This window comes from Streptomyces sp. NPDC000345 (genome assembly GCF_042898825.1).
Classification (GTDB): domain Bacteria; phylum Actinomycetota; class Actinomycetes; order Streptomycetales; family Streptomycetaceae; genus Streptomyces.
In genome coordinates this window covers 261,853-283,434 of record NZ_JBIAZE010000007.1, presented here as the reverse complement: position 1 = coordinate 283,434, position 21,582 = coordinate 261,853, and the positions used below count along the sequence as shown (strand labels likewise).

At 71.3% G+C, this 21,582-nt stretch carries 18 protein-coding genes and 3 pseudogenes; 11 read left to right on the top strand and 10 right to left on the bottom strand.

Annotation, left to right across the window (positions count from 1 at the left end; genetic code table 11):
• Positions 1–387: 387 nt before the first annotated feature.
• Both ACFY30_RS19270 and ACFY30_RS19265 read right to left on the bottom strand, forming a co-directional pair.
• On the bottom strand, positions 388–750 hold the full coding sequence (locus tag ACFY30_RS19270; protein ID WP_390846360.1) for a MazG-like family protein: 363 nt from the start codon (positions 748–750) through the stop codon (positions 388–390).
• Between the two features lie 216 nt (positions 751–966).
• Positions 967–3,525: a tetratricopeptide repeat protein gene (locus tag ACFY30_RS19265; protein WP_390846359.1), complete on the bottom strand. Its 2,559-nt coding sequence runs from the start codon at positions 3,523–3,525 to the stop codon at positions 967–969.
• 208 nt (positions 3,526–3,733) lie between these two features.
• Here ACFY30_RS19265 and ACFY30_RS19260 point away from each other — a divergent pair, with 208 nt between their 5' ends.
• Positions 3,734–3,931, top strand: a complete 198-nt coding sequence (locus tag ACFY30_RS19260) for a CU044_2847 family protein (RefSeq protein ID WP_390846358.1) — start codon at positions 3,734–3,736, stop codon at positions 3,929–3,931.
• Positions 3,932–3,959: 28 nt separating this feature from the next.
• Here ACFY30_RS19260 and ACFY30_RS19255 read toward each other — a convergent pair whose 3' ends face one another.
• Complete coding sequence (locus ACFY30_RS19255; RefSeq protein ID WP_390846357.1) at positions 3,960–4,295, bottom strand: hypothetical protein; 336 nt, start codon at positions 4,293–4,295, stop codon at positions 3,960–3,962.
• A gap of 303 nt (positions 4,296–4,598) precedes the next feature.
• On the opposite strand from ACFY30_RS19255, the gene ACFY30_RS19250 reads away from it, so the two are divergent.
• Both ACFY30_RS19250 and ACFY30_RS19245 read left to right on the top strand, forming a co-directional pair.
• A complete protein-coding gene (locus ACFY30_RS19250) occupies positions 4,599–5,720 on the top strand; it encodes a family 1 glycosylhydrolase (RefSeq protein ID WP_390846356.1) in 1,122 nt (373 codons plus the stop codon).
• A gap of 135 nt (positions 5,721–5,855) precedes the next feature.
• Positions 5,856–6,032, top strand: coding sequence for a hypothetical protein (locus tag ACFY30_RS19245; protein WP_390846355.1), 177 nt, complete (start codon positions 5,856–5,858; stop codon positions 6,030–6,032).
• Positions 6,033–6,087: 55 nt separating this feature from the next.
• On the opposite strand, the gene ACFY30_RS19240 is transcribed toward ACFY30_RS19245, so the two are convergent.
• Entirely contained in the window at positions 6,088–6,558 is a 471-nt protein-coding gene (locus ACFY30_RS19240) for an Lrp/AsnC family transcriptional regulator (protein ID WP_390846354.1), read from the bottom strand.
• 101 nt (positions 6,559–6,659) lie between these two features.
• On the opposite strand from ACFY30_RS19240, the gene ACFY30_RS19235 reads away from it, so the two are divergent.
• Positions 6,660–8,051: a pyridoxal phosphate-dependent decarboxylase family protein gene (locus tag ACFY30_RS19235; protein ID WP_390846353.1), complete on the top strand. Its 1,392-nt coding sequence runs from the start codon at positions 6,660–6,662 to the stop codon at positions 8,049–8,051.
• A gap of 47 nt (positions 8,052–8,098) precedes the next feature.
• Here ACFY30_RS19235 and ACFY30_RS19230 read toward each other — a convergent pair.
• Positions 8,099–8,313, bottom strand: a pseudogene (locus ACFY30_RS19230) (hypothetical protein); the annotation flags it as partial.
• 312 nt (positions 8,314–8,625) lie between these two features.
• Between ACFY30_RS19230 and ACFY30_RS19225 the strand changes: the two are divergent.
• From ACFY30_RS19225 to ACFY30_RS19215, 3 genes are read left to right on the top strand one after another with little or no spacing between them, the layout of a single operon-like run.
• Positions 8,626–11,334, top strand: coding sequence for a CHAT domain-containing protein (locus ACFY30_RS19225; protein WP_390846352.1), 2,709 nt, complete (start codon positions 8,626–8,628; stop codon positions 11,332–11,334).
• Positions 11,335–11,389: 55 nt separating this feature from the next.
• Complete coding sequence (locus ACFY30_RS19220; protein ID WP_390846351.1) at positions 11,390–11,599, top strand: hypothetical protein; 210 nt, start codon at positions 11,390–11,392, stop codon at positions 11,597–11,599.
• Between the two features lie 6 nt (positions 11,600–11,605).
• Complete coding sequence (locus tag ACFY30_RS19215; protein ID WP_390846350.1) at positions 11,606–12,259, top strand: DUF6338 family protein; 654 nt, start codon at positions 11,606–11,608, stop codon at positions 12,257–12,259.
• 84 nt (positions 12,260–12,343) lie between these two features.
• Here the strand turns inward: ACFY30_RS19215 and ACFY30_RS19210 are convergent.
• Positions 12,344–12,703 (bottom strand): annotated as a pseudogene (locus tag ACFY30_RS19210) (response regulator transcription factor); the annotation flags it as partial.
• Positions 12,704–12,874: 171 nt separating this feature from the next.
• On the opposite strand from ACFY30_RS19210, the gene ACFY30_RS19205 reads away from it, so the two are divergent.
• From ACFY30_RS19205 to ACFY30_RS19195, 3 genes and pseudogenes are all read left to right on the top strand, one after another.
• Positions 12,875–13,267, top strand: a complete 393-nt coding sequence (locus ACFY30_RS19205) for a hypothetical protein (RefSeq protein WP_390846349.1) — start codon at positions 12,875–12,877, stop codon at positions 13,265–13,267.
• Between the two features lie 2 nt (positions 13,268–13,269).
• A pseudogene (locus tag ACFY30_RS19200) lies at positions 13,270–13,660 on the top strand (GntR family transcriptional regulator).
• A gap of 506 nt (positions 13,661–14,166) precedes the next feature.
• Positions 14,167–15,351, top strand: a complete 1,185-nt coding sequence (locus ACFY30_RS19195) for a type III polyketide synthase (protein ID WP_390846348.1) — start codon at positions 14,167–14,169, stop codon at positions 15,349–15,351.
• Between the two features lie 131 nt (positions 15,352–15,482).
• On the opposite strand, the gene ACFY30_RS19190 is transcribed toward ACFY30_RS19195, so the two are convergent.
• From ACFY30_RS19190 to ACFY30_RS19175, 4 genes are all read right to left on the bottom strand, one after another.
• The gene (locus ACFY30_RS19190; protein ID WP_390846347.1) at positions 15,483–17,645 is read right to left on the bottom strand and encodes a SpoIIE family protein phosphatase; all 2,163 of its coding nucleotides are present in this window, start codon (positions 17,643–17,645) and stop codon (positions 15,483–15,485) included.
• A gap of 308 nt (positions 17,646–17,953) precedes the next feature.
• Positions 17,954–18,628, bottom strand: a complete 675-nt coding sequence (locus tag ACFY30_RS19185; RefSeq protein ID WP_390846346.1) for a hypothetical protein — start codon at positions 18,626–18,628, stop codon at positions 17,954–17,956.
• Positions 18,629–18,844: 216 nt separating this feature from the next.
• A complete protein-coding gene (locus ACFY30_RS19180) occupies positions 18,845–19,306 on the bottom strand; it encodes a pyridoxamine 5'-phosphate oxidase family protein (RefSeq protein WP_390846345.1) in 462 nt (153 codons plus the stop codon).
• A gap of 326 nt (positions 19,307–19,632) precedes the next feature.
• Entirely contained in the window at positions 19,633–20,181 is a 549-nt protein-coding gene (locus ACFY30_RS19175) for a DUF1062 domain-containing protein (protein ID WP_390846344.1), read from the bottom strand.
• A 618-nt stretch (positions 20,182–20,799) separates the two neighbouring features.
• Between ACFY30_RS19175 and ACFY30_RS19170 the strand changes: the two genes are divergently transcribed.
• The coding region (locus tag ACFY30_RS19170) for a glycoside hydrolase family 11 protein (RefSeq protein ID WP_390846343.1) at positions 20,800–21,582 on the top strand (783 nt) is incomplete at its 3' end.

Sequence of the window (21,582 nt, the reverse complement as noted above, 5' to 3'; positions counted from 1 at the left end):
CCCACCCCCGCGCACCCGACATCCCTCATGTCGGCACCGCCCGAGACCGAGCGCCCTCGAAGAGAGCGACCCCCGGCTCGAACGGCTCACGCGCGGCGCGCCGCGGCCGTGCGGGCTGCCGCCGACGGAGAATCGGGTCGGGCGGCGGCCCGCCTCGGTCCGGTCGCCCGGCACCGCTCCACCGCGTGAAGAGGTCCGGCCATGAAACCATCCGACGAGCGCGACGTGACCGGCGCTCCGCGCGGGGACGCGCCGGCCTGCGGCCGCTACGGCGAGGCCGTCTTCCGTCCCGAGCAGGCCGACGCGAGCGCGAGGCCTCGCCGCGGACTGCCGGTCATTGGTCCGGCAGTCCGGCACGAGCCTCGGTGGGGGACTCGCGCCAGCCGCTCACGCGGGTTCCGCCGGGTCGGGGAGGGCCGTGGGACCCGCGTGCAGGAACTTCGCCGACTTGGCGGTCAGGTGCCGGTCGAGGTACTCCGCGGCGTCGTCCGGGCGCATGCGGGCCAGGGCGACCAGTGCCGTGATGGCCACGTCCGCGACTTCCGCATGCGCGTCGTCCCACGGCGAGGTCCCCTTCCGGGGGTTGGTCCCGCGGGCTCCGATGACCGCTTGGGACGCTTCCCCGGTCTCCTCGGCGATCTTGAGGACCTGCAGGCTCCACTGCTCCTCCGGAGCCAGGCCGAGAGCGGTGTCGTGAGCGTCGAAGCGGCGGGCGAGCCGGGCGATGGTGTCCCAGGGGATGTCGGGCACGGGGCGGTGTCTCCTTCAGGGGAAGAGGTTGCTTGCGGGCGAGTCGGGCGAGTCGGGCGAGTCGGGCGAGTCGGGCGAGTAGGGCGATCGGGTGAGCTGGGCGAGTCGGGCGAGGGCGGTCCACAGGTCGCCCGTTGCCTCCCGCGCTCGTCAGGGCACCGCTCCCGCCGCGATCTGCCGGCATCCAGCAACTGTTCGACCCGGCTCGGCCACCGGTCAGGTATCGATGAGCGCCGTGATGACCGCGTGCCATCGCCGACCGGGCTCCGAGAGGTCTTCGGTGCTGGTGATGGGAGGCTGCGTGTACCTGGCGGGGTATCCGGCGAAGACGAAGAAGTGGTCCAGGACCTGCTGGTTGGGGGTCCACGGGGTATCCGCCGCGAGCCATGACCGGCGGATCTGGTCGATGGCGGGGCGGTCTGTCCGGCGTAAGGCGAGGACAAGCCGGCTGGTCCGCTCGCGCCAGCCCTGGAAGCCGCCTGTCGTGCGTACGAGGCTCTGCGCGTCGGCGATCAGGGCGGTCGCCGCGGTACTGTCGTCGGCCTGGCAGATGATCTTGGCTGCCAAGGCCGTCCGCATGCACAGCGTCTCACCGAAACGATCGGCGTCTTCGAGGACGGCATCGCAGTCCGTCGTGGTGCAGCAGTTGTTCAGAGCTCGGCGCCACAGAGCGTCGGCTTCGTTCTCCAGGGCGATCCGGTGCTGTCCCTTCGCCCTCAGGTAAGCGGCCCGGGTGGCCGGCCCGACGATGGCCTCGTCGAGCAGGCCGCGGTCGTAGGCGAGGTCGGTGCGTATGCGCAGCTCGGTGGTCGGGTCCCGGAGCGGGTGGGCCGCAAGATGCTGTTCCAGCTCGGCGAACCGGCCCATGATGTGCAGGGTGCGGGCGACCTGGTAGCGCAGCATCTCTGAGTCCGGGGTCTCGGCCAGGAGCTCGGTCAGCAGGTGCAACGCCCTCTCGGTGTCGCCGCGGGTCCGGCTGAGGTAGGCGAGACGCCTGCGGGCGAGTCTGCGGATGTCGTCGCGCAGAGGGCTTGAGAGGAAGGTTTCGAAGTACGCGGTCTGTTGCTCGCCCCGCATGCCGTGGCGCCATGCCTCGAACATCCCGGACAACTGCCCCATCCATGTATGTGCCGTCGGTGGGGGGAGCCGCTCAGCCGTTCTGGCGAATCCGGGCAGATTGGTGAGGGCATTGGCGAGCCATTCGGCCTTGAGATCGTGGTCCGCGCACAGGGCCGCCGCAATCTCGAGTACGTCGAGGCGTCGTTCGCTGTCGTGCAGCAAGGTGTTGCTGCGGTGGCGCAGCGTCTCGAGCAGTTGTCCGGCCATGGCGGTGCGGTCGTCGGGATGCCACGCTCCGGCGGTGGTGACGGATTCGTGGGCGATGGCTGTCCTGACGGCGTCGTGCAGGCGGCAGGGGAACAGCGGGTGCTGGTCGCGGGTGACGAGCGTGCGCCGGCACAGCCGGTGGGCGTCACCGAGCCGCCCGCCTACGGCCTCGGTGATGAGTTGTTCGTCGAACCGGGGAACGAGGCTGGCCGCGCGGGCCAGTTCCCGCTCCCTTTCCGGCAGGTTGGCGAAGACCCGGGTGGCGAGTTCCGGCAGGGGACCGCCGAAGGCGTCGGCCGTGAGCGGCTCGGCGTGCGCGGCACGGGCAACCGAGAGGGACAGGCTGAGATACAGGGGGAGACCATGAGCGCCGCGTCGGATGCTGTCGATCACGTCTCGGCTCAGCAGCGGATTGCCGTCCGTGCCGGAGGCCGCGTGCAGATACCGCTCTACGTCGGTGCCGGAGAGGTTGCCGACGAGGTGCTGGCGGGGATCCGTCTGTGTTTCCAGTTGTAGTCCCGGCCAGGTCCCGGGGCCCGTCGCGGGCAGCAGTCGATGCAGATGAGGGGAGTCCCAGTCCAGCCGGTTGCGGGAGGTGACGACCCACAGGATGCCGGGGGTGAGATGCACGATGCGGTTGAGGAGGCGCTCTTGCGCGCGGTCGTCGTCCTGCACGTACTCCGCGGCATCGGCGAACGCCACGACGACGGGCCGTTTGGAGAGCGGCAGGTTGTCCAGGTCCCAGGAGAGCAGGCCGGCGAGTGTCGCCGCGACGTAGTCGGACGCATCCTGCTGGGTCTGGTCGATGATGTGGACGAGCGGCTCGCACCGGCGCAGAGTGCGGCTGCGCAACCGGTTGTCACGCACCGCCTCCACGATGCGGATTCCCGTCCGCACGGTCAGAGGACCGACACCGAAGCCGGCTCCGGCCTCGCTGAGGGCTTCGTTCAGTGTGTCGGTGATCTGGCCTCGCACATCGAAACCGCCGGCGGACATGTCGGGCAACGCCGTCCCAGGACGAGCCAGTGACCACCAGGCGGCCAGGCCGAGATCGAAGGCGGGAAAGCGGCGTCGGCGGCCGGCGACGGCCGCGCGCAGGCGCAGCACCATGTCCACCGCGTTGACCACCCGGCTGCCGTGGAAGTCGAACCGCACCGCATGCATGGCCTCGCCTGACGGTGGATCATCCAGCCAGTCCCCAGGATCGGAGAGCCCTCCCACGGCCCAGGACTCAAGGCGCCGCGACAACTCCGTCTTGCCGATACCGCCGACGCCGTAGAAGGAAATGACATTCCGGCGGGCGGCATGGTCCAGAGCTGCCGAACCGTCACGAACGCGGGCGGCGTGCTGCCGCAGAGCGGCCGAGAACGCCGTGTACTCGTCCACCCGGTTGGTGAACAACTCCGTGGCGGAATAGTGCGGTTCGAAGATCCGGTCGAAATCGGCCACAGGTATTCCGCTCCCCCTCGCCTGGACAACCCGACCCCGGGTCCTCAACTATGGCTCACGCCAGGCATGTCCGGCCGGGATTGCCCGAATCGAGGACCCACCCCGGCGTCGTCCGCGGGCGGAACCGTGAACAGGACGCCCCGGACGGCATGGGCCCGCTCGTCCCCGTGGCCCGCGCGGGCAGGCCGTCGCCGAGGTCGCCGCCGACGTGCTGCGGAGCACGCTCAAGCCGCTCGGCCCCCTGGTCCAGGAGGTTCACGACGCGGTGAGCGCCGGGCCGACACCACCCACCGAGATCGCCGTCACGTTCGGCGTGCACCTCGGACAGGACATGAAGCTGGGGATCGTGAACGGCAGTGGGCAGGCGCATCTGACGGTCACCGCCCCCTGGAAGCCAGGGGAGTGACGCCCGCGTTCGTCCAGGCGGGCGGTGGTCACCGCGGATGGGCCACCGCTGCCTTCTGCAGTTCCACCGCCGCCAGCAGGCTCAGGCTGGGCTCCGCCTGGCGCAGTGCCCTGACCGCCGCGACCGAGGCCACATCTCCGGTGAAGCCGACGGCGGCCAGCCGGCCACGGACCCAGCGGGCGCGCAGCCGGGCGTCGGTGTCGGTGGCCGTGGAAGCGACCAGGGCCGCGGCGCGTTCCAGACCCGGGCGCTCCTCGGGCGTGGCCTCGGCCAGTGCCTCACGCAGCGCCGCCCCTACCACGTCCGCGTCCCGGATCGTCAGCACGACGCTGTGCCTGCTGCTCGGTTTGCCGATACCCATCATGCGGATCATCGTGACCGCGAAGTACGCCGCCGGCCAAGCGACTTGAGGAAGCTCAGAGGCTCGCCGGGGCCGTGCCGGGCCCGCCGTCGGCGGCCCGCCCGCTCATGTCCGTCCGTACGGCGCCCAAGGGCCGGGGATGACGCCCTGCGCGCGACGGGTCGCCCCTGCCCGCGGAGGCGGGCAGGCCTCCGCGGGCAGGGGATGCGCGGCCGGGGTCAGGCGGGCTGCACGTCGGCCGGGACGTCGTCGTCCGAAGGGTCGTGCAGCGGGGGGATGAACAGGGAGAGCAGCAGGGCTGCGAGGGTGACGAGGGCGCCGAGCCAGAAGATCCAGTGGGAGACCGACCTGGACCTGGCCGCCGGACTCGGACTCAACGCCTTCCGCTTCTGCGTCGAGCGGGCCCGCGTCGAACCCGAGCGCGGTGTGGTCTCCGCCGAGGCCCTCGACCACTACGAACGCAAGGTCGACGGCTGTCTCGAGCCTGGTCTCGCACCCCTCGTGACGTTCAATCACTTCACCGCACCCCACTGGTTCGCGGCAGCCGGCTCCTGGACCGCCGCCGACGCCCCGGCACGCTTCGCCGAACAGTGCGACCGCGTCATGGCACGCTTCGGCGACCGCATCGCCTACGGCGTCACCCTCAACGAACCCAACCTCGAACAGCTCCTGCAGGCGGGCGCGAAGCTGCCGCCCGAGGCGGAGACACTCAAGGCGCGCATGCCCGCCGCCGCCGCACACGCCGCGGGAAGCGACACCTACGCCAGCGCGAACGTCATCCCCGCCCACCGGCAGGACGAGTTCCAGGCGGCGTTCACCCGAGCCCATCGCGCCGCCCGCGACGCGATCAAGGCCCGCCGCGGCGACCTGCCCGTCGGCGTCTCCATCGCCATCGCCGACGAAGTGGCGATCCCCGGCGGCGAAGAACGCCGGGACGCCAAGCGCGCGGCCGTGTACGACCACTGGCTGCGCGAGGCGCGCGGCGACGACTTCATCGGCGTGCAGAACTACGAGCGCATCGTCCACGGCCCCGACGGCGAGGTGGACGTCGACGGTGAGCTCAACGGCATGGGCACCGTCATCGAACCCGACTCCCTCGCCGGCGCGGTGCGCTACGCCCACGCGGTGTCGCGGGTACCGGTCCTGGTGACCGAACACGGCATCCAGACCCCGCACGACACACAACGCGCCGCCTTCATCCCCGCGGCCCTGCGCGGCCTCGCGGCCCAGGTCCACTCCGGCACCCCCGTCCTCGGCTACTGCCACTGGACCCTCATGGACAACTTCGAGTGGATCTTCGGCTACGGCGCTCAGCTCGGCCTCCACGAGGTCGACCGCGCGACGTTCCGACGCCGCCCGAAGCCGAGCGCCCGAGCGTACGCGGACGCGGTGAAGAGCTACCGGGAGGCCCTCTCACGGACAGCCTGAGGCAGGGCCGGCCCCGGTGCCTGTAGGGGGGTTGGGCCCTGCGGCCGCGCTCGGAGGCGTAGGGGCCGAGGAGCCGGGGCAACCGGACTCCACACGGTGCGAGGGCCGCACCTGCCGAAGGGACGGACACACTCCATGCTGGCGATCATCTCTGCGATTCTGTTCTTCTTCGCCTTTCTGATCAACGCGGCCGAGATCTCCACGAACGACACGTTCACCTCGGCCAACGTGATGCTGCTCGGTCTCATGGTGCTGGCCCTGCACCTGGCGGGTGTCGGCAGCGGATGGTCGATGCGCGGCCGCAGGCGCTGATGTCCGGTCCCTGGAGCGGACGTGGTGGTGACGCTGATGGACGGCGCGCTCGGTCTCACGGGCCGGCGTGCCGTTCGAGCAGACGCCGGACGCTGAGCGGCTGAACCTCCTGCAGGACGATGGCGGTGTTGGACCGGACCACTCCGGGAACCTCCAGCAGGTTGTTGGTGATGCGGTGCAGGTCGTCGGTGTCCCGGGCGACGACGCGGGCGAGCAGGTCGGCCTCACCTGTGGTCACGAGCAGCTCGACGACCTCGGGGATGCGGGAGATCCCCTCGTGGGTGGGCTGCCCCACGCGCTGACTGATCGACAGCGTGATCAGGGCCAGCAGCGGATAGCCCACGGCGGCGGGGCTCAGGCGCCGGCTGGGTTCCCTCAGATGGCCGCTCTCCTCGAGTCGCTTCAGCCGGCTCTGCACGGTGTTGCGGGCAAGACCGAGCCGGTCGGCCAGAGCGACCGTGGTGGCCTGAGGGTCGGCGTCGAGCGCCAGGAGGATACGGGCGTCGACGGGGTCCACGTTTCGCATGATGCTCAGTATGCCATCGATCCGGAGAACGGCATTGAGCATTATGCGCAAGGAATTATCCGTCTATTGCGCATCCTGCTCGGTCTCCTTAGGTTCCGGCCATGCAAAAAGCGCAACGCGATGACATCGCAGTGGACGGCATCCCCTTCGCCGAGGGCCGGGTGTGGGGCGATGAGGACGAGGTCGTGGCGGCGGCCGTGCACTACGCCTGGCAGCGGCTGAAGGAGGCTCCCGACCCGGTGACAGGAGCCCGGCCGGCCGCCGACCTGGCCCGGGCGGCCGGTACGGCCGTCACCGCCCGGGGCATCGGCGCCACCGCCGCCCTCGAACTGTTCGACCAGGTCCTGGCGCCCGCCACCCGCGCGCAGAACGGCCCGATGAACCTCGCCTACATCCCGGCGGCCCCGACCCGTGCCGCACTCGCCTTCGAAGCGGTCACCGGGGCGGCCAACATCTTCGCGGGCACCTGGGAGTCCGGGGCCGGCGCCATCCATGCGGAGAACGAGGCGCTCGCATGGCTCACCCGGCTGCTCGGATGGCCCGCCACCGCCGCCGGATGCTTCGTCAGCGGCGGCACCTCGGGCAACCTCTCGGCCCTCGTCACGGCCCGTGCCGCTGCCGCCGCCTCGCGGCCCCGCCCGGTCGACGGCTGGAAGATCGTGTGCGCCGAGAGCGCGCACTCCTCGATCAGCTCCGCCGCGCGAGCCATGGACGCCGAGGTGGTCACCGCGCCGCTGGACCGGCACGGACACCTCACCGGAGCCGCCGTGCACGCCGCCCTCGAGGCCACCGACGGAGTCTTCGCCGTGGTGGCGACCGCCGGGACCACGAACGCCGGCCTGGTCGACGACCTCGACACCATCGCCGACGCCTGCCAGCGCCACGGCGTGTGGCTGCACGTCGACGGCGCCTACGGCGGGGCCGGTCTGGCGGCTGCCAGCGTGCGGCACCGCTACCACGGCATCGAGCGCGCCGACAGCTTCGTGGTCGATCCCCACAAATGGCTGTTCGCACCGTACGACTGCTGCGCCCTGCTCTACCGGGACCCCGCACCGGCACGCGCCGCGCACAGCCAGTCGGCGCACTACCTCGACGCCATCGACCGCGACGTCCACAACCCCGCGGACCTCGCCCTCCACCTCAGCCGCCGCGCCCGCGGCCTGCCGTTCTGGTTCAGCCTGGCCGTCCACGGCACCGACCGGTACGCGACCGCCGTCGAACAGACCCTGACGACCAGCCGGCAGGTCGCCGACGCCGTACGAGCCAGCGACCACCTCCGCCTGGCGACCGAACCCGAGCTGTCCGTCGTCCTCTTCGAACGGCCGGGATGGAACGCGCAGGACTACGCGCAGTGGTCCGCGCGAGCCGCCGCTGCGGGAACCGTCCTGTGCGTGCCCACCCAGTGGAACGGCGCGACGGTCCTGCGCATGGCCTTCGTCAACCCCGAAACCCGCGCGCGGGAGGTGATCGAGGTGCTGCAGACACTCCGCTAGCGCCATGGCCCCGTGAGGCGGCCGGGTTGGTCGTGTGCTCAACTCAGCCCGGTGCGCAGGCCTCCGACGTCGACGATCGCGTCGCGAGGCGCCGTGATCCTGGCCCGGCCGGTGCCGAGTTGTCACTCGATGTCGGTCACCGGATGCTCGATGACCGCCCGGGACAGGTCCAGACGCGCCCTTCCGCATGCGGACTCGCCCTTCAGGGCCGGGGGCCCCGCCACACTCCGCCGCGCGGGATCCGTGCGCCGGCGGCGGCGAGACCGGCCAGGGCGTGTGACAGCCCTGGCCGGCCACGCCGCTGCGGGTGTCCCGTGTGTGCCGGATGCCGTGCGCAACACCGCTCTCCTGCGGGGCACGCAGCGCCAGGAGTGGAGCGCGCGCTGCCGCGCCGTGCGCTCCGGCGGCTCCCGGTGACGGTTCCCCTCACGGGCGCGGCGGTCGTACGGTGGTCGCCCGGTTCGGCCCGGCACAGCTGAACAGGCAGACCATCCAGGGGAGTTGGCAGGAAGGGGGGACATCCGACGGATCGGCGGCACCGGATATAGGGAACACCGGGGGATTTCGGGGGCACATGGTGGAACTCCACGACCTGGCCACGCGCTTCTTCGAACTGCGGGCGCAGTACTGGCAGGCGGCCGACGCAGGAGAGCCGACCGGTCGGCTCTTCCCAGAGGTGACCGCTCTGGGACGACGGCTCCTGGCGGTGCTTGACCGGCCCGGCGGCGGCGCACCGGGTCCGGTGCGGACGTCCGACATCGCGGGCATCCTGCTGGACGCCTACGGCCGTGAGTTGACCACCCACCAGGGCCGAGTCCGTACGTACCGGCAGGTGAAGGAGCACTGGGCGGAGGCCGAGCAGGTCACGCCCCACGCGACCCCGGACCAACTGCGCAACTTCCTGGCGGGCAGGGCCCAGTACGAGCTTCAGGAGGGCCGGGTCAGCGAGGCCCTGGCGCTCGTGGACCAGGCCACGCACCTGCCGGAGGGTTCGTCCCGGCCACCGCACGGCACACCGCCCGCCCCGTACGGCGACCTGCGGGTGCTGCGGGCCGAGGCGCTGTACCGGCTGTACGACGCCGAGACCGCCCTGGAGGTGCTGGCACCGCTGGAGAGGGAACTCGCGGCTGTTCTCCCGGACGGGCCGATCGACGCGAGCGACCCCGTGGCGATGCGCCCTCTCGCGGCCCACCTCGCGCGCGGCGGTACCGGACCGGCGACGGCCGCCCGGATGCTCCAGGCGTCCACCGTCTATTTCCGGCTGCTGGATGTGAAAGCCGGCGCGCTGCGGGACACCGGCCGGCCGGAGGCGGCCGAGCAGGCGTATCTGACGGGCATGCCGCTGTACACGGCGTCCGGCCTGCCGGAAGCAGGACTGCTGCAGCTGGCCCGTTGCGCGCTCGACCGCGGCGCGGTGGCGGAGGCACGCCGACGGCTGGATCTGGCCGCCCCGCTGTTCGAGGGCGCCCACGCCGAAGACCGGAGCTCGACGCGGGCCCATCTGCGGGCGGTGCGCGGCGCCGCATACTGCCGTATGCGTGCCGAGGCGGCCCGGCTGTCGAAGGCGGACGGGTGGTGGGAGCAGGCGCTGCACTGGTGCGACCGCGGGGCGCGCTGCACGGCCGGCCACCCCGACGACTCCCTCGCGGCCGGCCTGCACGCCGAGCGCGCGCGGACCCACCACGACCGTGGGGACCGCGCCGGTGCGGCGCGCGCCTATCACGAGATGGCCCTCGCCCTCGATCGGGTGCTGCGCGTGCCGCTCGGCCACCGCTTCGACACGCTGCATCTGCGCTTTCGCCGGCCGTTGCTCGAGGAGGCGCTGGCCTTCGCCGGGGAGACCGGCGACGCACGGCTGGGCGCCGTCGTCACCGACCTGCTCAAGGCCCGCGCCTTCGCGGCACGGCTGTCCCTGGCCCGCTCGGACGCGCGGAGCGGGTCGGACGCCTCGTCCGACACCACCGGACAGGACACACGGACCGGAGCGGACCACACCGCGTTCGCCGAACTGGGCGAACGGATCGCGGACGCCGAGCGACACGGCTCTCCGACGGAAGCCGACCGGATGCGCGTCGAGCGAGCCGAGCTGCTCACCCGCATCCGTGCGACCGATCCTCGCTGGCACCTCATCAGGGACGACCCGCCCTTCGACCCGGACCGGCTCACCCGCTTCCTGGCCGCCTACGGCACCGCGGCCCCGGGCAGCAATCCCGGCCGCTGTGTGGCCCTGAGCCTGTACGAACGCCCGGACGGCATCCTGGCCCTGCTGGCCAGACCGGACGGCAGGCTCGACACGGGCGTCCGCCGGCTGGAAGAGAGCACCCTCGACGCGCTGGAGGCACACCGGCGCGAACTCCACGACAACGGCGCCCGCCTGGATTTCTGGGGTCATCACGGCATCGGTCTCGCCGACCTGATCCCCCCGGCCTTCGCCGACGAGATCGCGGACAGCGGCACGTGCCTGCTGTCCCCGCACGGACGCCTGCACACCCTGCCCTGGACGGTCGTCCGCCACCACGACCGCCATGTGATCCGCGGAACGGCCGTCGGCATCGTCCCCAGCCTGGCCTGTGTGCCGCTTCTGGATCACCGACCCGATGGACCGGTCCGTGCCACACTGCTCGGGGTCGACCAGCAGCCCGACGGCGAGCTGCTCCCAGAGGTGTCGCGGGCGGTGCACCGCCTGTCCCGGTTCCTGGGAGAGCACCGGCTGCGCCAGGAACCGGTCACCGGCCGCCACGCCACCGTCGCGACGCTGCGGGGCCTGCTGAACTCCGGGCCGCCCGTCCGGGGCCGTACGGACGTGCTCCAGATCGTCACCCACGGCCTTCCCGCCCCCGACGCACCCTTCGGCGCCGGCGTGCAGATGGCCGACGACCTGCTCGAAACAGGCGAAGTCCTCATGAGCCGGATGTGTTTCCAGGAGGTGCTGCTCATCGCGTGCAGCACCGGCCTGCGCGCCACGGCGGACCGCAGCGGTGGGCACGGGGCACTCGCCGGTGCGGCGCCCCGGACGCCGCACCCCCTCGAACTGGCGGGTGACGTCGCCACCGCACTGGTCCACGCCTTCCACGAGGCGGGCGCGGGCTTCGTCCTGGCCAGCCCCTTCCCGATGTGGTCGAGGGCGGCGATCCACCACTGCTCCCGGTGGATCTACCACCGCTGCCAGGGCCACGCCCCGCTGGAAGCCGCCCGACGGGCCGCAGTGGCACTGCTGGACACGGACGACTCACCTGAGCAGACCGCCAAGTGGGCCGGCCTGACGGCCTATGGAGCAAGGTGACCACGACTGCCTGGAGCACGACGAGGACGCTCGACGACGAGCGGGAAGGACGACGATGACGGACGAGACCGAGCCGCAGCCGACATCACCGGCGCTCCCGGCCGAAGAGGATGCCGAGGCGCTGCCGGACCTGCTGGGCGAGGACGCGGAACCCAGCGAGGACCGCCCCCTGGGCGTTATCGGGGGCCGCTACCGGCCCATCGAACGCCGCCGCCCTGCCCCACCCTCCCCGCCGGCCCCGCCCACACCCCCACCCGCCGGGTGACCGTCCATGCCCTCCAGCCTCGCCGGAGTCATGGCCCTGCTGTACGCGGCCGTCCCCGGCTATCTCTACCTCGTCCGTTACGAGCGGCACGGCCTGCGCGAACGCCCGGGCGCCGCACGGGAGATCGCCGAACTGTTCACGGTCGGCGCCTTCGCGACGCTGGCCTCCGCGGCGGGCGTGCTGGCCCTCGCCGAGCACCTGCCGGGCCTCGCCTCGCTCGACGGCGCCCTGTCCGGAACGGCCTACGCCCGCTCGCATGCCTGGCACCTCGTGCGGTCCGGCCTGCTCGTCCTCACCCTCAGCACACTCATCTGCGTCGTGCTGGGGGAACTGCGCGGCCGCCGCAGGGGCGCGAGCAACTGGTCCACCGCGCCCGGTACCGTGTGGGCCGAACTCCTCAAGCCCCGGCGCAGCGAGGCCGATCCCGAGGTACGGGTGCTGATGGACGACGGCACACTGGTGTGCGGCCGCGGACACATGGTCTCCGACGAGCGGGGCACGGACGACCGCGACATCGCGCTGCACCACCCCATCTCGATCCGCGGCCCCGGTGAGGACCGCCCGCAGCCCTCGGACGCGGACTACGTCGTCATCCCCGGCGGACACATACGCCTCATCGAGATCACCGCGGTCTTCGTGGATCCCCTCCCGGGGGACTGAGCGGACCGCCGGTGCCGAACCGGTCATCGTCGGCGTCCGTCACCCGCGCCGATCCCGAACCAGCCGCACGCCGCTGCTCCAGGGCTACGGTCCGGCCCTGACCAGACCGGCGTCGTACGCCATGATCACGGCCCGAACGCGGTCGCGTGCCCCGATCTTGGCGAGGACACGGCCGACGTGCTTCTTCACCGTGGACTCGGTGAGGACGAGCCGTTCGGCGATCTCGGTGTTCGTCCAGCCCTGGCCGATGGCGACCAGGACCTCTCGTTCACGGTCGCTCAGCGTCCGCAGCCGGGGGTCCTCGGCGGTGGGGGCGCCGCGCGGGGCGAGCACCTGGTGGGCGTAGGCGTCCAGGAGACGCCGGGTCAGGCTCGGGGCCACGACGGCGTCGCCGGTCGCCACCGCGTGGATGCCCGCGACGAGTTCCTCGGGCCGGGCGTCCTCAAAGCCTGGCACCATGGGCGACACTTCGCCGCCCGAGTGGTACCGCGGACCTACTCGCCGCCGATCACGGGTACGCCTGAGGTATGACCGCAACGTGACTGTGACTCGATGCGTGCCTCAGCCGGCCGGTCGGCCGAGACCGGACAGGCCCCATAGCCCGGCGATCAGGCCGTGCTGAACTCGGAAGATCTCCATCATGGTGGGTGCAGGCTCCGCGCCGCCCGCGTCCTCGGCCTGGCGTGCGCACCGTTCGGCGGCGTCCGGGTGACCGTCGACCGGCGCGGACTCACGGTCGCCTCGACGGTCCTCCCCAGACCCCGGCTGGCGCTGCCGCTCGGCAGCATCGTCAGTGCCGCCGGCGTCCAGGTCGACGCCATGGAGGACTTCGGCGGCTGGGGATACCGGATACGCCCCAAGCGGCGGGGCGTGGTGCTGCGTTCGGGGGAGTCCCTCTCGGTCCGCATGGTGGGAGGACGCAAGTACGTGGTCACCGTCGACGACGCGACCACCGCGGCCGCGCTGCTCAACGGCCTGGTGAACCGTCACGCACAGGAGCGTGCGTAGGGATGCTGTTTCGGGTGCTTCCCGGCTCTCCATTGCCGCTGGGCGAGCAGATCGCCGCCTGCGTACGGGGGGCGATCGCCAACGGCACGGCGGCCCCCGGCGAACGACTGCCGCCCGCCCGCCAGGTCGCCGAGTCGCTGGGCGTCAACGTGCACACTTCTGCGCGGTTACCGGAGACTGCGTGACGAAGGCCTGATCGAGCTGCGCCGTGGCCGGGGCGCGGTGGTCACCGCGACGCCCGGCGTCGCGGACCAGGCCCGCCTCGACGAGGCCGTGCACCGCCTCGTCGGCCAAGCGCGCGAGCTCGGTCTGACAGAGCAGGAGTCCCTGGCCATGGTGCACAACAGCCTGGCCGACGCGCGCGTCACCACGCCACCCGCTCCCGGAGGCTGAGGATCGCGGGCGTGGGCTGCTGCGACCTGACGGCGCCCGCGCGGGTGAGGCGCCACCGTCTTGCGCGTCCCAGCACGGTCCAGCAGGGGAGCGTGGTCCCGGCATCAGAGAGCTCAGACACTCCTCTACGTGTCTCACGTACGGGCACACGCCCGGCTGAGCCCTTGCTTCGAGGCCCGGGTCGCAGGGCGCGCGCCACCGTCCACGCGCGCGGTCGGCCGGCACGGCGGGGACTTCCGCTGACGGTATGTCAGGCAGGAACGCGGCGCAGGGCCGGTAGCTCTGTCCCCTCTCCCAGCGGTGTGTGCCGTGTCACGCACTCCAAAGGCTGCCCAAGTTGCCTAGGTCACAGCGGAAATGTCCCTTTGGCGTCCATGCTCGAAACGGACGTCACCGCCCGAAGTGGAGCGCGGTGGCGCCGACTTGGATGCGTAGTGCCGGAAGTGATCCACGGCACATCACTCGTGACGTTCCCCCACCCCATGTTCCTCAGAAAGGTGCACATCATGGCCGCTTACCTGTGCCCTCCTGCCGTGATCCACGGCGAGCACACCGTAAAGACCAGCCAGATCGTCGAGGAAGTGCGCGGCCGGCACCCGCACGCGGCGTGGGCGCCGCGGATCGACGGCATCGCGGCCAGCACGGGCATCGAAACCCGTGGGTGGATGCTGCCGCTCGAGACCGTCGTCGCGCCCGGCAAGGGGGGCGGACTGCGGGCTGCCGGCATCGGGCCGGCCCGAGAGGCGCTGGCCAGAGACGGGTTCACCGAGCAGGACGTGGACCGCGCGATCGCCGCCCTCGAGGCGATACCCGCGCCGCAGACCGTCCAGGAGCGCACCGCGCCGGCCTGGGCGGCCGTGCAGTCCTACGGGGAGCGTGCGGCGCGCGGAGCCCTGCAGATCGCCGGGCTGGACGCCGCCGACGTCGACTGCTTGATCACCAGTCACTCCACCACCCCGGCGCTGCCCGGGCTGGACCTCGCCCTGAGCAACAGGCTCCCGCTGCGCAACGACGTGATGCTGCTGCCGGCCACGCAGTGGGCCTGCATCGCCGGGACCCGGTCCCTGGCGCTGGCGGCGGACCTCGTGGCCGCGGACCCGGACCGGGTGGTCCTGGTCGTGATCGCGGAGGCGCTGAGCACGACCTACCAGCCCGCGGACGACACGCTGGAGTCGCTGATCGTCCGGTTGCTGTTCGCGGACACCGCGGTCGCCGCGGTGGTCACGGGCCGCCCGACGCCCGAGTCGGTGCTGCGGCTGGACGCCGCCTGGCACCACACTCTGCCCGGCACCCAGGACCTGCACCGCCTGGAGACACGGGCGGACGGCACCCACTTCGTGATGGACCGGCGCGGGCCGCGCGCCGTGCAGGAGACGGTCACCGCGATGTGGTCCTGGTTGCAGGCCCGCTACCAGGACCACCCCGACTCCTGGCACCCCGACGTTCTGCTCGCGCACCCCGGCGGTACCCGGGTGCTGGAGTACATGGAGCAGACGATGCCCGACGGGTGGCCGTCGGGGCTGCTGGACCACAGCCGGGACAGCTACACCAGCGGCAACCGCGGAGGGGCCGCCGTGTTCGACATCATGCGGAGGGCACACGACGCCGGGCAGGAACCGGGCAGCCGTGCCGTCCTGTACGCGGCGGCCCCGGGCCTCACGGCCACCGCCTTGGAAGGGCAGTGGCTGTAGCGCGAACTCGCGCCACCCGTACCGGCGGACAGGCCGCCCCTACGACCGGTCAAGCCGCCCGCACCGCCGGTGGCGCCGCCCGACGAGCGCAGCGCCCGCCGCCCGCCTCCTCTCCCCACCCGGCAGCCGTGCTACCTCGCGACGGCCGCCCAGACCACCTTGCCGGTGTCCGTCCACCGCACCCCCCACCGTGTGGTGAGTCTGTGCACGACGTGCAAACCACGACCGCCGTCGTCGAGGAGCCCGTTGCGGCTCAGCCGCGGCCTGCCGTTGCCGGTGTCACCGACCTCGCACAACAGACCGTGACCGGCCCTGATCAGCCGTACCGTGAGGGGTCCACGGGCGAAGCGGGCCGCATTGGTGACCAGCTCGCTGGCCACCAGCAGCATGCTGTCCCGGGTGTCCTCCCTGATGCGCCATTGCTCCAGCATCGCGGAGACCAGCGTGCGGGCCCGGGCGGCCGCGTCGTCGCGGGCGGGCAGGCGCCAGGTCACGGTGTCCCCCTTGCGGTAGCCGATCATGCGCGCGAGCAGCAGGGTCACGTCGTCGCGCGGGTGCCCGGGCGCCACCGCGGCCACCACGCGCGGCGCGGCCTGCTGCAGGGCGTCCCAAGGGTGCACGGTGGACACGGCGTCCGTCAGCCTGCCGATGCCCTCGTCGATCGATACGGCGGGATCCTCCACCAGGCCGTCGGTGTAGAGGGCGAGCAGCGAGCCCGGGGGCGCGGCGAACGCGTGCACGTCGAACGGTTCCCGTAGCGCGAACTCGGCGCCCAGGCTGGGGTGCGGGCGGACCTCGAGGGGGCCGGCGGGCCCGTCCGGCGTCACCAGGACCGGCGGGAGGTGACCGGCGCTGGACAGCGTCACCTGGTGGCTGACCGGGTCGTACACCGCGATGCAGCAGGTCGACCCGAGGGCGCTGTAGCCGGCCGCCAGCCCGGACTCCGCGTCGTCCAGCAGCGCCACGGTCTCGTCCAGGTGCTCCAGCACCTCGTCGGGCGCCAGTCCTGCGGACAGCAGCGCGCGGGCCTCCATGCTCAGCTGCCCCATGGTGGCCGCGGCTCCCAGGCCGTGCCCGACGACGTCGCCGACCACCAGCGCGGTACGGCCGTCCGGCAGCGGAAAGCTGTTCACCCAGTCACCGCCGACGCCCGCGCTGTCGGGAGTGGCGGGCTGGTAGACACTGGCAGACTCGATGGTGTCGCCGCCGGTCCGTGGCAGCAGCCGGCGCTGCAACGCCAGCACCTGCATGTGCTCGCGCTGGTGCTGACGGGCCAGGTCGACGTGATGAGAGGTCCTGGCCACCAGTTCCTGCAGGTCGAGCAGCTCGTTGTCGTCGAAGGGCCGGTCCGCACGGCGCCACACCTCCGCCACGCCCAGAACGACGGGCGGCGTGCCGTCCAGCACCAGCGGGATGCACGCCACTGCCGCCGCCCGGTCACCGGGCACCAGGGCACGTACGAGCTGCGGGCTGCCGAGTGCCCGCTCGATCGCCTCCCGGTCGGGTATGACGATGGCCTGCGCGGCATCGTCACGCCGGATCGCCTGCGACAGCAAGCGGCTCGCATCGCTGGGAAGATCGTCGCCCGGAGTCACGTAGCCGTCGGGCCACGCCCGGTCCGGCACCAGGGCCGCCCGCCGCAGCCGGATGCGCACCTGCGGCTGCTCGGTGACCCCCTCGCCCGTCCACACGGCGAAGTCGAGGTCGATGGCGGCGACGTCTCCCCAGGCCAGCAAAGACTCCGCCAGCGACTGCGCGGTCTCGCCGATGTCCAGCGAGGTGCCGATCGCGGTCTCGGCGGCGTACAGGTGCAGCCTCCTGGCCATGGCGATCAGCGAGACGGTCAGACCCTCCTGAGGCGCCGCTGCGGCCAGGATGCTCATCGAGACCACCAGCTCCGACCCGTCGCCGCGCCGCAGGCGCTGAACCCGCGCGACGTGCGGCTCCCCGGTCTCGAGGACCTGCCGCAGCCGCCGGGTGACCGTGGGTACGTCCCCGGAAGGCAGAAGGTCGACGAAAGGGCTCCCGGCCACGACGTCCAGCCCCGCGAAGACGGGGGCGTCCAGATTGCAGCGGGTGATCCTCAGATCCCGGTCCAGGTTGACCGCGCCGAGGATCTGCTCCTGAGGACGGGGTGCCGGGTCGGCGGGTACGCGTTGACGGGCGGCGCGGTCGTTCTGAGAGTCGGCAGAACCGGCGGCCGCCGACGCTCCGCCGCGCGGGATGTACTGCCCCAACGCGCTGCTGACCATGTCGAACGGCGACGAAGACGAAGGGGAGGATGTGGCGTCCATGCGGCTCTCTCAGCTCGCTCGCCAACCCCGGCACAGCGCCGGGGCGGTACCAGAACCCTTCCTGCAGGGTCCCGAGATTCCTGACCGCACACCTCATTCAATACCACCCGGGGCAGCTTCGCCCACACCAGCGGACCGCGCAGCGAACGCGGACAGCGAGGGAATGCAACGGGCTGTTACGGCAGCTCGGTCGCCCACGTAGCCCGGCGGGACGGCGAGGGCCGCGGCCGCGCGCGGCCTGGTGGGCTGCGACCCGGAGCGCCGACCGGACCGGGCAACTGCTCCACCGGCGACCGGGAGGCAGGTGATCATTCGTACCAGAGCCCGGGAAGCGGTCCGCGCTTGGTCGTTGCCGGAACGCCGGGTACGGTGCCGCCTCTTTCGAGGTCGCCCCGGATGTGCAGATAGAGAGAGGGCGTCGGCAAGCCGACGGTCTGGATCCAGCCCTTGCCGTGCACATGGCCGGCGGCTGTCAGTTCCGCGGCTTGGCCGTGTGGGGCCATGCTCTCCACGTAGCTCTGGCAGATCGTCTCACCGCTGTCGGCGAACGCGTAGCGGGCAGCGTAGGCGTACCCCTCGTGGAGCCAGACGTACAACACGATCGGCTTGTCCAGGACCGCACGGAACCATTCGGCGGCAACTTCGGCGAGCCGTTCCGTGGAGCCCGTGGCATCAAGCGCCCAGAGACTGGGACGATCCGGGAGCAGATACAGCTGATTGTGCAGACGATCACCCCGGACGCGGTCACCGGCCAGGTGCACGCCCAGATCGATCAGGTGTCGGCGGGGCTCCGCCCGGTCGGACAGGCTGACATGAGCGAGGAGCGCTTCCCAGTCATCCGGGCGTCCGACCTCCCCGACCACATCAGCCGGCGCCCAAGCCCCGCACCGCCCGCTGAGCGCGGATACGAAGGCTCTCTCAGTGTCGTTGAACTCGAAGTCGTCGTCCGGATCATCGATCTCGAACCAAGCGCGGGTCGTCATGGGACGGACTTTACGGCTGGAGCGAGGTGCGCCCGGTGATCGGGGAGCTCACCACGGCCGTCCAGGTGCGTCGTTGAGCAGCGACAACGAAGCCGATCCCGATTGCGCGGTGAGGATGATGGAAGGCGTGGACAGGGAACGGCACGGCCGGGACTGCCGCCCGTGCTCACGTTGTTGATCGTGTTCCGAGAGGGGCGCGCCGGCAGGGGAAGGCCGCTATTCCAGCCACATCCCGTCGCGCATGATGACTCTCCCGCGTAGTTCCGGCTCGCCGCGCCAAGCGCGCACGGTCCTCGGGACCACTCGTACATACAGAAAGGAACCCTTTTCCCCGCGTGGATCCCATCCGAACTTGTCGGCGAACGCCTCCGCTGCGTCTGCGGGCACCTCCTGGTCCGGGAAGCACTCCGCCTCACCCTGGAGGAGCACCACGTCGAAGGTGTCCGGCAGCGCCAGGCGCACGCGCGGCTCCTCGCGGACGTTTCGCGCAGTCACGGAAGTGGCGCCGGTGCACATCCACAGTGCTCCCCCGTCCCACAAGAACCACAGTGGCACCTGGTGCGGCCCGTGATCGGGGTGAGCCGTCGACACCCATACATCCCGCTCGGTATCGAGCCGCTCCAGAGCGTCGCGCACTCGCTCCGCCGTCCGGCGGCGAACGATTCCCGTGGTCTCCATGAGGACCGACCCTAGCCAGCAAGCGCACGGCGCGCCTGAGGCGCGGGACCTACTCCCGGCGACCGACGCACCCCGCAGGCGTGTGACACAGCAGGTGGTGCATGGTCAGGCAGCAGGCCCAGCACCAACCGCCCGCCCCGCAGGCGGGGTTCGGCGCGCGAACCGACCCGCGATCGGGCCCGTGGCCACCTCGAACGCCTCCCGCCAACGGGGGGATCGGTGCGGTGACGTGCGGCCACCGCACCGGCCTCGACCAGCAAGATCACGATCTGCTGAGAGCCTGTCCGGCGGTTCTTGCCGGACAGGCTCCTGGCCCCGAGGAAGGCTCAGCGTTTGAGCGTGAAGGTGAAGTCGCCGGAGAGCCTGCCGCTCAGCCGGACGGCCGAAACGAGCCTTCCCTCGGTGATCAGCCTCTCGACCTCGGCCCGCGAAAGACCGCACCCTTCAGCGATCAGGCGCACCGGCCGCACAGGGATCCGCGCCGCGAAGCGGACCGAGACGTCGATCACCTCTCGGCCGAGGTGATCCGATCCGCCGGTGTCGAGGCGCCAGGCGTCGTCCCAGGCGAGGGCTATGCGGTTACGGCGCCGCAGGGCCGGATCCTGGAGCAGCTGAGCTGTCAGGCCAGGGTCGTTGTCGTGCAGCCGGTCCAGCAGCTCAGGCCGCACGGAGCGCACATTCATCCGCTCCAGGACCGTGAGTTTCGCGGTTACCCCGCAAGCGGTGCAGAGGACGAGGAGCCAGGCGTCGATGACCTTGTGGTTGGCGTTGACGCGAAACCTGCCGCTTGCCCGGAAGCGCTCGGACGCGCACGCGTGGCAACGGCGGAGAACGGTCGGCAGGCAGGTGGGCATGACCACCCAGTTGTTGAGCACAGAAGTACACCGGTTTCAGTGAGAAGTCCGCAGCAAAAAGCAGCGCGGCGCACAGTGCGCGACGCGCGACGAATCAGCGCTCGGGAGGTCTCACAGGGTGTACAACGGCGGGTCCTTGACTAGACGACTGGGTCCGGCAGCACGGTAGGGGTGCACAGCGGCGCCGTTCCACTGGTTTTCGGGCGCCTCACCGTCAGGTGCTGACCGGCGGGCTCCCGGCGCTGATCGCCGCGCGGGACCCCCGGTTCACCGCGGCGACGGCCACCCGGTGCCTGCCTGAACCGAGCCGGACGTCATCTACCGCGCCTGCGCGCCTACCGCACTGTCGCGTGAACCCCGCCCGGCCCGCGGCGGGGTCTCCGGGGTTCGGCAAGCACCGTAAAGACCGGACAGAGCTTCGAAACATTCGAGATTTTCTCACCGGAGAAATGATCTAGGATCTGACGCACTCTGTATTCAGTCTGATTTTCTTACGCCTAAGCACTCCTGAACAGCGGTGATGCCCTTGAGGGTATTTCGAATGTTTCGAACTCGATATCGAAACCATTGACAGTCGTAGTGCCCCGTCCAACACTGTCGCCGGAAATCGGCCCGCGAGGACGAGGAGGCAACACGCACATGACCGACGGACCCGCACGCCGGCTCAGGCTGCTCATCAGCGGTCTCTGCACCATGCTGCTGGTCGCCGTGGCCGCACTGACCCTGCCCGGCACCGCGCATGCCGACACGGTCGTCACCACGAACCAGACCGGCACCGACAACGGCTACTACTACTCGTTCTGGACGGACAGCCAGGGCACGGTGACCATGAACCTGGGCTCCGGAGGCAACTACGGCACCTCCTGGAGCAACACGGGCAACTTCGTGGCCGGCAAGGGCTGGAGCACCGGCGCCCGCCGGACCGTGACCTACTCGGGCAGCTTCAACCCCTCCGGCAACGCCTACCTGGCGCTCTACGGCTGGACGTCCAACCCGCTAGTCGAGTACTACATCGTCGACAACTGGGGCACCTACCGGCCCACGGGCACCTTCATGGGCACCGTCACCAGCGACGGCGGCACCTACGACATCTACAAGACAACGCGGTACAACGCGCCGTCCGTCGAGGGCACCAAGACCTTCGACCAGTACTGGAGCGTGCGGCAGTCGAAGCGGACGGGCGGCACCATCACCACCGGCAACCACTTCGACGCCTGGGCCCGCGCCGGACTGAACCTGGGCAGCTTCAGCTACTACATGATCCTCGCCACCGAGGGATACCAGAGCAGTGGAAACTCCAACATCACGGTCGACGGCACCGGTTCGGGCGGGGGCGGGGGTGGCGGGGGCGGTTGCACCGCGACGCTGTCCGCGGGTCAGCAGTGGAGCGACCGGTACAACCTGAACGTCGCGGTGACCGGT

Excerpts from the sequence above, each read along its gene's own strand:
- ACFY30_RS19245 (WP_390846355.1), top strand. The coding sequence starts at position 5,856 with ATGCTGGCGATCATCTCTGCGATTCTGTTCTTCTTCGCCTTTCTGATC.
- ACFY30_RS19240 (WP_390846354.1), bottom strand. The coding sequence starts at position 6,558 with ATGCGAAACGTGGACCCCGTCGACGCCCGTATCCTCCTGGCGCTCGAC.
- ACFY30_RS19190 (WP_390846347.1), bottom strand. The coding sequence starts at position 17,645 with ATGGACGCCACATCCTCCCCTTCGTCTTCGTCGCCGTTCGACATGGTC.
- ACFY30_RS19225 (WP_390846352.1), top strand. The coding sequence starts at position 8,626 with ATGGTGGAACTCCACGACCTGGCCACGCGCTTCTTCGAACTGCGGGCG.
- ACFY30_RS19220 (WP_390846351.1), top strand. The coding sequence starts at position 11,390 with ATGACGGACGAGACCGAGCCGCAGCCGACATCACCGGCGCTCCCGGCC.
- ACFY30_RS19235 (WP_390846353.1), top strand. The coding sequence starts at position 6,660 with ATGCAAAAAGCGCAACGCGATGACATCGCAGTGGACGGCATCCCCTTC.
- ACFY30_RS19185 (WP_390846346.1), bottom strand. The coding sequence starts at position 18,628 with ATGACGACCCGCGCTTGGTTCGAGATCGATGATCCGGACGACGACTTC.
- ACFY30_RS19215 (WP_390846350.1), top strand. The coding sequence starts at position 11,606 with ATGCCCTCCAGCCTCGCCGGAGTCATGGCCCTGCTGTACGCGGCCGTC.
- ACFY30_RS19255 (WP_390846357.1), bottom strand. The coding sequence starts at position 4,295 with ATGATGGGTATCGGCAAACCGAGCAGCAGGCACAGCGTCGTGCTGACG.
- ACFY30_RS19195 (WP_390846348.1), top strand. The coding sequence starts at position 14,167 with ATGGCCGCTTACCTGTGCCCTCCTGCCGTGATCCACGGCGAGCACACC.
- ACFY30_RS19180 (WP_390846345.1), bottom strand. The coding sequence starts at position 19,306 with ATGGAGACCACGGGAATCGTTCGCCGCCGGACGGCGGAGCGAGTGCGC.